The 6,705-nt window shown below is 49.0% G+C and carries 7 protein-coding genes and 1 pseudogene; 2 read left to right on the forward strand and 6 right to left on the reverse strand.

Features of this window, described 5'->3' with window-relative positions; translation table 11 throughout:
* Positions 1-100 precede the first annotated feature (100 nt).
* Positions 101-1,168, forward strand: a complete 1,068-nt coding sequence (locus B5E67_RS11760) for a site-specific integrase (protein ID WP_087385457.1) — start codon at positions 101-103, stop codon at positions 1,166-1,168.
* Between the two features lie 315 nt (positions 1,169-1,483).
* The gene (locus tag B5E67_RS11765) at positions 1,484-1,765 is read left to right on the forward strand and encodes a hypothetical protein (protein ID WP_087385458.1); all 282 of its coding nucleotides are present in this window, start codon (positions 1,484-1,486) and stop codon (positions 1,763-1,765) included.
* 25 nt (positions 1,766-1,790) lie between these two features.
* On the opposite strand, the gene B5E67_RS15645 is transcribed toward B5E67_RS11765, so the two are convergent.
* The 6 genes and pseudogenes from B5E67_RS15645 to B5E67_RS15650 form a co-directional block, all read right to left on the reverse strand.
* The gene (locus B5E67_RS15645) at positions 1,791-1,943 is read right to left on the reverse strand and encodes a hypothetical protein (RefSeq protein WP_158098892.1); all 153 of its coding nucleotides are present in this window, start codon (positions 1,941-1,943) and stop codon (positions 1,791-1,793) included.
* 222 nt (positions 1,944-2,165) lie between these two features.
* The gene (locus B5E67_RS11770) at positions 2,166-2,843 is read right to left on the reverse strand and encodes an HAD hydrolase-like protein (protein ID WP_087385459.1); all 678 of its coding nucleotides are present in this window, start codon (positions 2,841-2,843) and stop codon (positions 2,166-2,168) included.
* Complete coding sequence (locus tag B5E67_RS11775; RefSeq protein WP_158098893.1) at positions 2,825-4,099, reverse strand: TIR domain-containing protein; 1,275 nt, start codon at positions 4,097-4,099, stop codon at positions 2,825-2,827. Before B5E67_RS11775 ends, B5E67_RS11770 begins: the two co-directional genes overlap by 19 nt.
* A complete protein-coding gene (locus tag B5E67_RS11780; protein WP_087385461.1) occupies positions 4,086-5,063 on the reverse strand; it encodes a carbohydrate kinase family protein in 978 nt (325 codons plus the stop codon). Before B5E67_RS11780 ends, B5E67_RS11775 begins: the two co-directional genes overlap by 14 nt.
* Positions 5,064-5,423: 360 nt before the next feature.
* Positions 5,424-5,870: a hypothetical protein gene (locus B5E67_RS15735; protein WP_204246552.1), complete on the reverse strand. Its 447-nt coding sequence runs from the start codon at positions 5,868-5,870 to the stop codon at positions 5,424-5,426.
* Positions 5,848-6,705: pseudogene (locus B5E67_RS15650) on the reverse strand (relaxase/mobilization nuclease domain-containing protein); the annotation flags it as partial. The pseudogene B5E67_RS15650 and the gene B5E67_RS15735, both read right to left, overlap by 23 nt.

The raw sequence follows: 6,705 nt of genomic DNA on the forward strand, positions 1-6,705 counted from the left end.
AACCGGCTCCCCTCAGAGAGGATCATCGCGCAGCTAGCACAATGCGATTATACCTCTTTTGGGTGGGGTCTGTCAAACCATACCCAAAGGAGGTTTTTGTATGGGCAGACGTACCAACACGGCGGTCTGGTCGGACAAATACGGCCGCTGGCAGATCAATGTCCAGAAAGACGGCAAGCGGCGCAGCTTCTACAGCTTCAAGCCCGGCCGGACCGGCCAGCGGGAGGCCAACAAAAAGGCCGACGACTGGCTGGACAAGGGCGTCAGCTCCCGGCGCAAGACGGTGGCGGATGTCTGGCCGGAATACCTGGAGCAGCGGCAGATCACCACATCCGAAAGCAACTGGAAGCCCATGGAAAGCCGCTGGCGCACCTGGATCGCCCCCAACCTGGGCCGGAAAAAGCTAGAGGCCCTGACGGATCAGGACCTCCAGCACGTGCTGGACCTGGCTTGCGCCGCAGGCCGCAGCAAAAAGACCCTGCAAAATCTCTATGCCGACCTGACCGGCCTGTTGAAATTTGCCCGCAAGAGCGGCTACACCGCCTACAATCCCGAGGACCTGGCCATCCCGGCCAGCGCCCGCTATAAGGGCAAGCGGATTCTGCAGCCGGACGGCCTGTCCATCCTGATGCGCAGCGACGAAACCGTCCTGCGAGGCAAACCGGTCCATGATTCCTTTATCCACTACTACCGCCTGGCGGTCCTCACCGGAATGCGTCCCGGCGAGCTGCTGGGCCTGGAATGGGGCGACATCGACGGCGCCGTCCTGCGGCTGTACCGTGCCCGGAACGTTCGCGGCGCCATCACCGAGGGCAAAAACCAGAATGCCCTGCGGACGGTCGCCCTCTCTTCCCTGGCCATCCAGGAGCTGGAAGCCCAGCGGGCCCTGACCGGCGGTGCCCGGCGGGTGTTTGCGGATGCCTCGGAAAGCACCATCCGCCATCGGTGGCAGACCTACTGCGACCACAACGGCATCCCCTACTGCAGCCTGTACGAGCTGCGGCATACTTTCGTCAGCATCGCCCAGAACCTGCCCGAGGGCCAGCTGAAAGCCCTTGTGGGCCACAGCCGCAGCATGGACACCTACGGCATTTATGCCCACCCTGTTCAGGGTCAAACGGAACAAATTTCCACCGCCCTGGACCAGCTTTTCTCCCCCTACGGGTAACACACTTTATAACACACTTTTTCTGCTACACAGGCCAAAAGCCGCCTGCGTTCTGTCTATGAACATCAAATTTTATCAGGAAACACGCAGATTTTTACTGCTTTCCCAAGCCTTTTCTGGGTTCGACTCCCATCGCCTCCACCAAATCAGAAAAATCCGAACCTTTTTCCTGTGGGAGAAGGTTCGGATTTTTTGTTTTCCTGGGTGAACTGAATCAGGGCATCCCTCAGGAAGCGCAGTTGGCCTGATTGATTCTATTTCTGCTTTAGTGCATAACAGAAAATAATGGCAAATTTCCATGGGGATTAAGATGAGATGATAAATGGAAGTGCAAACGAATTTGTAGATAGAATTTATACATGCCAGGATACCGTGTTTATCTATAAAGGTAGAAAGTATTGGTTTCAGGGATATATGCCCAATGAAAACACTGTCCATATGGAAATTGTCCAAACCGATCCTGATGCGGAAGACTATGTTTGGGAATACAACGGTTCGTCTATCAAGGAAGGCGAGGAAGCATTTCAAACTGCCCCTATTTTCGATGGGAAGACTTTTTGGGAAGTCGAGCAGGAAATGGAATGGGCGGATTGCTGATCGTACGGACACATCGAAAGCTAGATTAGGCTGGTTCATCTTCTTGGTTAAAAATAAAAAAGGTGCGCCCCGAAGGACGCACCCAACTTGAAAAAAGCTGTGTTTGGATGGCAGGGCGTTCCCCGTCGGGAACGTCCTGTTTTTCTTTTGCCAACAGCGGACCTGCTTTGCCCGCCATGCGGCAAATGCCTTCTGGTCCTCCTTATTAAGAATGAATTGGCCCGTCGGATCCATCGACGAGAAAAAGATTTAAATGAAACTTCCGATAGAGAATATGGTTATATACAGCGGATGTGGCTTTGAGAGAACACTCCAAACTATCTGTTTGTACAAAGGCAAGAAGCACCAGTAGCTCAAGTAAAAGCAAAACCATTCTCCTACATATATGGACAAGTTCTGATTATAAAATTGTATCAGGGATCCACAACATATCGTAACTTTTTATCAAAGGAATGGAAATCTGCTGCGTCTCAAACCTTTTTTGCTTTTTCTCTGTTGCGGTGATTCCAAGAAAATCCACCTGAGCCCTTACCGCACATTCATAGTCAGTCGGGCTATCGCCGATAAAAAGTATATCATTTTTGGGAGTATGAAGGGTCTCGATCACTTTGTTTAAAGACCAGGGATCTGGTTTAAGGTGCTCAATGTGGGAAATATCTCTTCCAACAATCGGCGGAAGATCGGTCAATCCCTTCCTTTTCCAGTACTTCAGCACACATTTGGGAGAATTGTTTGTGGCAATCCCCAGCTGGATGTGATGCAGGCCGCAACGCTTTAAAAAGTTGTCCAGGCCGGGAATATCCGTGCAGGTATCAATGGCCTCACATTCCGCCTGCTCAATGATCCGGTCAGCCGCAGACAACGCGTCGATTCTCTGAGCCGGATTGGACAGCTGGCTGCGTATGGCATGGTAAACATCAAAACAGTCATCGTACTCGTTGAAATCAACGCCATATGCGGGCAATATTTGTTCAAGTGTCCGCTTAGTGTGCTGCAAATCATAATGAGCAAACAGCCGGCATACCGTGCCGTCAAAATCTAGGACAATCGTTTTGTAGGTCAGTTTTTTATAATCCATTTGGCCGCCTCGTTCGGATTTTTTATATCGGATAGTAAATCGAGAATTTTTGCTTCTACCGCAACCTTTTCTGTTGTAAGAATGTACGCATTGGGATGATTCCGCAATAGAGTTGCAGGGATGCCCGCCGTCATTGGTCCGTTCAACAGACGGCTTACAATACTTGCTTTTTGAATATCAAATGCAACAATTAACAGAATTTCTGATTGAAGAGCAGTCCCCAAACCAATCGTAAGAATGGATTTCGACGGCTGATTGGGGTCGATATATTTTTTGCTGTGTTCGCCTACTTCCACGATTCTTGGCGCATCATCAATGATCTCGTCCATATCATGGTAGGTGCCTACTTCATACGCCAAGATCTCTCCCAGAGGGGACAGTGAGACAGCATGAACCATAGGAGGAAACAGTCGGATTATTCTTTGCGCAGACTTGACAGGATCGTTATCTGTGTAAACACCGGACAATAAATGAAGGTTTTCTTCTGAGGGCTCTTTGTGCTTTCTTTTCAGAGGCATGATCAGCATATCTTTGATATGTTTTGTACGGCTGGTTTCGTGTTCACTCCAAACGCCAAATGTTTCGGTGTCGGAAATAATATGTGCTTCGCCAAACGGACAGCCCTCATATTCATCAACAATTTTGTTCATTGCGCGGAAAATCATAGTTGCGCTTCTTCCCGTTGGCAAAATAACCGAAGAATCCGGATGTGTTTGAGCCATTTCAAAATAGACCCTTGCTGCGCATTCTGCAGCGTCTCTGTCCGACAGAAACCCAAACACTCCTTTTACCCAGGAGCTTTCCTGCTTGGGAATACATCCTTCCGCCACCGAGCTGGCAGCTGTGCCGGGCGTTTTTTCGATGGCATAGATGTCTGTCACAAGCTGATCGAGTGTATCATCGCGATTATCCAGCCAGTTCAACCACTGCGTTGCCGTAAGAAAATATCCAAGATTGTTGGGTTCAACATTTTCGATTTTGACCCAGAATACCGGTTTATGGTATTTATCAGCCAGCGCCAGTTCCCGCTTGACCTGTTGACTCGAGTCCGCCTTTGCACAGAACAGAAGAATGAACGCAGAGCAGCTTTTGATGGCACCCTCAATTTCGTTTGGCCAATCGGCTCCGGCCGGAATATCCCGCGGTGCATACCATGTTTCAATTCCGTTCTTTTCCAAGTACCTGGAAAGATGCCGAACGAGTTCAGCCTTACTGGAGTGATGGCTTAGGAAAGCCTTTTGCTCATTTTTCTCCATTTTGCTTCCCCCCAACCAAATTGTGCAGGATTTCATATCGTCTCATGGGCTCTTCAATGGAAAGAATCCCATCTACAGCGCCAATGTGCTCCACACAACAGGATGCCGTTGCATTTGCAAACTGAGCACATTCAGTCAGCGACTTTCCCTTCAGCAATCCGTAAATAAAACCAGCGGCAAAGCTGTCTCCAGCGCCGGTTGTGTCTACGGCGCAGTCTGTGGGAAAAGCTGCTACAGGAATGGTATTTTCTTGTGTAAATACTGTGCATCCATTTTTTCCTCTTTTTACAATGACACAACCTGTACCCAGACGAAGAAACTCTTTTGCATTTTCTTCTATGCAGCCGCAGCCCAATTTATTGATTTCTTCTTCATTGGGTAAAAGGTAATCCACATAGGGAAGCAGCGGCTGCAAATCCTGAATGGTTTCTCCATTCTTTGCCTTTGTCATATCGACGATGAGAACTCGCTGCTTGTTTTCCTTTATTTTGCGAAACAGGCGCTCCATAGCAGGAATATCCAACAAGGGAGAAATAAACATACACGAAAAGCATACAACAGATGGGCAGTCTGCAACCGTGTCGCTGATGTCTTTTTCAGAAAGAGCACGTTGGCTGCTTTTGGGGCTTGTCAGGAAACGCCGCTCCCCCTGAGCGTCAAACAAAACAATGTTGATGCTGGTAGATAATCCTTTTTCTATCTTCACATGGGCGGTGCTGATCCCCAAACTGTGGATTTTCTGAAGGATTCTGTTGCCGGCCTCATCATTGCCCACCTTTGAGATCAGATCCACATCCACTCCAAAATGGCTGAGAATGCAAGCTTCGTTATAGGCATTTCCTCCAAATGACATTTTGATCTCATTCATTGGGAGGCTTCCCAATGTAAAGAGTTTTTCATCGATGGGGCCAGCTAAAATATCCATAACAGCGGGTCCTATAATTGTCACATGGTTCTTTTTCATACTCTCACCGTATTGCCTGATTGGTTTCTTGTTTTGTGTTGTGTGGCCACCAAGTCTGTGCTTTGTAATTCATTTACGCTGTAAAACAGTATTTATTAAAACTTATAATTTATATTTATAGCAGCATTCAATTCTTATAAAGCGTAGAGCTTTGCTGTTTTATAAAAAGTATAACAGAAAGGCGACATTAGATCAACAGCTTTCAAGATTTGTATTATTATGAATTAAGTAAACCCATTTGCCGAGGAATACATGGAGAAAATGAATTGTTACAACGGAAGAAAAAGACGGTTGCTTTTGTTTTGACCGGTAAGTATATCCAGAAGATAGATGCCTGGTTCGCCGCCCATTTCTAGGATGTTAGTCTGGACCAACACCTGGATCAGGCAGCAATGAATCGATCAGTCTGAGTGAGTCGGTCCACCAAATTAGAAAATTTGAATCATGGTACCTTTCCAAGAAAGGCTTTTCCATGATTCCTATCTTCGATTTTGATGAGAAAAATAAAAAGGTGCGCCCCAAAGGACGCACCCAACTTGAAAAAAGCTGTGTATGGATGTCAGAGCGTTCCCCGTCGGGAACGTCCTGCTTTTCTTTTGCCGAACAGTGGGCCTGCTCTGCCTGCCATGCGGCAAATGCTTTCTGGTCCTCCTCATTGTTGAAGCTTTCCAGAATCGCCGGATAAAAACATCGGGCCAGCAGCTCCCCTTCTGCCAAAATGTTTTCTTCCAGCTGCTTGCGTTCATCTTGGGTCAGGGGCGGAATCTGTGCCTTGAATTCGGGGTCAATGTGCAATGTCTGTGTCATGCAGCCCTCCTTCCTGTACCTGGTGGCGTTCGTCCTGTCGAAGCATGGACGCCAGGTTTTGCTGTGCGGTGCTGAGTTCCATCCACGCCTTTTTCGCTTCGCGGTACGCCTCATAGAACCGGGCCTTTTCCGAGATTAGCTGTTCGCGCTCGGCTTCGAGCTGTTTCAGGCTGGGCAGTTTAGTGATTTTTTGGGCCTTGAAATAGGCGGCTGCCGCCTGATACGCTGTCAGTTCAGCGCGGTGCTGTTCCCGAAACGTCTCCGGGTTCTTGGCAGTCTTGACCTGCTGGGCAAACTTCTTGTTCTGGACGTAGGCCAAAACATGACGGCTCAATTCCTGGTTGGCTTTGATGCGGCCCTCCAGGTCTTTCACTACCTTGAGGGCTTCGTCGCGCTTTTCCTGAAGTTCAGCAACCCGAGCGTTTAGTTCTTCCTCGCTGTTCAGATTGTACCGGGTGAAAAGCGCCATGGACTTGGCCAGCTGTTTGAGATTGAAAATCTTAGCCCAGTGCTCGTAGCCTACGCCCTTGCCCGCGGCCAGCTTGGCCTGAATGTCAATCAAGTGGCTGATGCGGTCAGGGCGAGGATCAGAGCTGTAGAGTTTGGCGGTTTTCTTTCGCTCGGCGTTTTCAGCAAGAGCAGCCAGAACTTTCTCTTTGGAAAAATCGTCGCCCAGCTTGCGGGAGGAGATGGGCTTGGTCCGGTCGGCAGTTCGATAGCTGAACCGCCCCCGGCTCTCACTGACGGTGACGCCATGCTCCTGCAAAAGCTGAGCGGAAAATTCCTCAAGACTCGTAGCCTTAGCCAGAACAGAACGGATTTGCCTCCGAAGGGC

This window comes from Faecalibacterium sp. An122, assembly GCF_002160895.1.
Taxonomy (GTDB): Bacteria; Bacillota; Clostridia; order Oscillospirales; family Ruminococcaceae; genus Faecalibacterium.